Source organism: Myxococcus qinghaiensis, from assembly GCF_024198215.1.
Classification (GTDB): domain Bacteria; phylum Myxococcota; class Myxococcia; order Myxococcales; family Myxococcaceae; genus Myxococcus; species Myxococcus qinghaiensis.
In genome coordinates this window covers 1-1,970 of the sequence record NZ_JAKCFA010000071.1, presented here as the reverse complement: position 1 = coordinate 1,970, position 1,970 = coordinate 1, and the positions used below count along the sequence as shown (strand labels likewise).

3 protein-coding genes are annotated in these 1,970 nt (G+C 69.5%); all 3 read left to right on the top strand.

The annotated features are described in order from the left end of the window. Positions 1 to 360 precede the first annotated feature (360 nt). The 3 genes from LZ199_RS45860 to LZ199_RS45850 are packed head-to-tail and all read left to right on the top strand — an operon-like array spanning position 361 to position 1,865. Positions 361 to 681 carry a hypothetical protein gene (locus LZ199_RS45860; RefSeq protein ID WP_254000174.1) on the top strand — a complete coding sequence of 107 codons (321 nt, stop codon included), beginning with the start codon at positions 361 to 363 and terminating at the stop codon, positions 679 to 681. Then, positions 675 to 1,049 carry an IS66 family insertion sequence element accessory protein TnpB gene (gene tnpB / locus LZ199_RS45855; RefSeq protein WP_254000173.1) on the top strand — a complete coding sequence of 125 codons (375 nt, stop codon included), beginning with the start codon at positions 675 to 677 and terminating at the stop codon, positions 1,047 to 1,049. Before LZ199_RS45860 ends, tnpB begins: the two co-directional genes overlap by 7 nt. Before the next feature lie 27 nt (positions 1,050 to 1,076). Continuing rightward, a complete protein-coding gene (locus tag LZ199_RS45850; RefSeq protein ID WP_254000172.1) occupies positions 1,077 to 1,865 on the top strand; it encodes an IS66 family transposase in 789 nt (262 codons plus the stop codon). Positions 1,866 to 1,970: the final 105 nt, after the last annotated feature.

Here is a 1,970-nt window from a genome sequence, read left to right as displayed (position 1 = left end):
CTCCGCCAGCGGGCGAACGGCGAAGTGTCTCTGCGTGCCGAGGCGCGCGCGCCGCTTCGCTGAACCTCGCTTCGCCCTTCCACGAACATCCTCGCCGCACCAGACGGGGCGCGGCGAGGAGTTACGACTCTCCGGTAGCTCATCCGCGCGCGTCCCTGGGCGCACCGCGGGGGCGGTGCTCGTGGACTCGCGAGGATGCACGGGATGACTGGCCGGGTAGGCGCTCACCCCACCTGCCAGCCGAGTTTCTTCCAACTGTTTTCTGGGTGTGCGGACCGCCGTCCCGACTGCTCCGACTTGCGGTCCGCTTGGCCGACCCCGGGGCGATCCGCTTGGCCGACCCCGCTACGAACTGCTTGGGTGACCCGCCTGCGATCCATTACCCCGGTCCGTCACAGCGGAGAGTCGCGGGTGAAGGCGGCGGCGCGGTTGGGCATTTCCGAGCCGACGCTGGGGGCCTGGCTGCGTGGGACTCCGTGGAGGAAGAAGGAGGGCAGTGCGCAGGCCCTCAAGCCGGGAGAGCGGCTGGTGCCGGTGGCGGTACGGGAGAAGCCGGAGCGGGCTTTTCCGGGGACGGACGTGCGCGCGGGCGGCGCGGTGGTGGTGGCGCCGACGGGCTGGCGGGTGGAGGGGCTGACGCCCAGCGAGGCCGCGGCGGTGTTGAGGGCGCTGGGGTGCTGACGCTGACGAGGGCGGTGAGAGTCTTCGCGTGCGCCCAGCCGGTGGACATGCGGCGGGGCTTCGACGGGCTGGCGGCCCTCGTCGAGCAGCAATTGGGGAAGGAGTTGCTGGAGGGCGACGTCTTCGTCTTCACCGGGCGCTGCCGCAAGAGGGCCAAGGTTTTGTACTTCGACGGCACCGGGCTGGTGCTGCTTTCCAAGCGCCTCTTCCAGGGGCGCTTCGCGCGGCCTTGGGCCGAGGAAGGGGCGACGTGCGTCGCACTCACCATGGCCGAGCTGTCCCTCTTCCTGGAGGGGTGCGAGGTGGCGGGGCGTTGGCGGCTGTCGCCTCCGGCCTTCGAGGAGAAAGGACTTGCGCTGGCGCGCTGAAGTAAGGCACCCACCGGCGTACTCGCCATGACGCGCCTGGAGCACCTCACCGACGTTGACGCCGTCCGCCAGGTGGCGACGCTGCTGGAGGCGGAAAATGCCCGGCTGCACCAGCGCATTGAGCAACTGGTGCGGGAGAATGCGCAACTGAAGGGCGTGGACGGGGTGTCCCAGCTTCAGTTGGAAATGGAGCAACTGAAGGAGCAGCTGGCCGCCCTGCAGCAGCTTCACTTCGGCACCTCCAGCGAGAAGCTGCCCCGCGCGCCCGGGGTGAAGCCGCCGCGCACGAAGCCCCAGCGTGGGCATGGCCCTCGCGCTCAGCCCGAGTTGCCGGTGCAGGAGGTGCTGCTGCCTCTCGACGACGCCGACAAGGTGTGCGGCCTGTGCGGCGAGGGACTGCACGCGTGGGAGGGGCAGACGGAGGACGCGGAGGAAGTCACCGTGGTGGAGCGCAGCTTCGTACTGCGCCGCCTGAAGAGGCAGAAGTACCGCTGCGGCCACGGCTGCGCCCCGGTGACGGCGCCCGCCCCGCCGCGCCTCATTCCCGGCGGACGCTACTCGGTGGAATTCGCCGTCCACGTGGCCCTCATGAAGTACGGCTTCCACCTGCCCCTGGCACGCCAGCAGAAGCTGTATTCGCGCGAGGGCCTGGTGGTGGAGAGCCAGACTCTCTGGGACCAACTCGAGGCCCTTGCCCGCCACCTGGAGAAGTCCTACGAGGCGCTGCTGGCCGAGGTATTCACCTCGTCTCTCATTCACGCCGACGAGACGCACTGGCACCTGCTGGTGCCGGGTGCGTGTACCGGGGCAAGGTGAGCACCGATTCCAGGCCAAGCCGAGCAGCGATTCCGGAGCAAGGTGAGCAGCAGTTCCGGGGATGCCGAGCAGGCATTCCGGGCATGTCGAGCACCGATTCCGGGG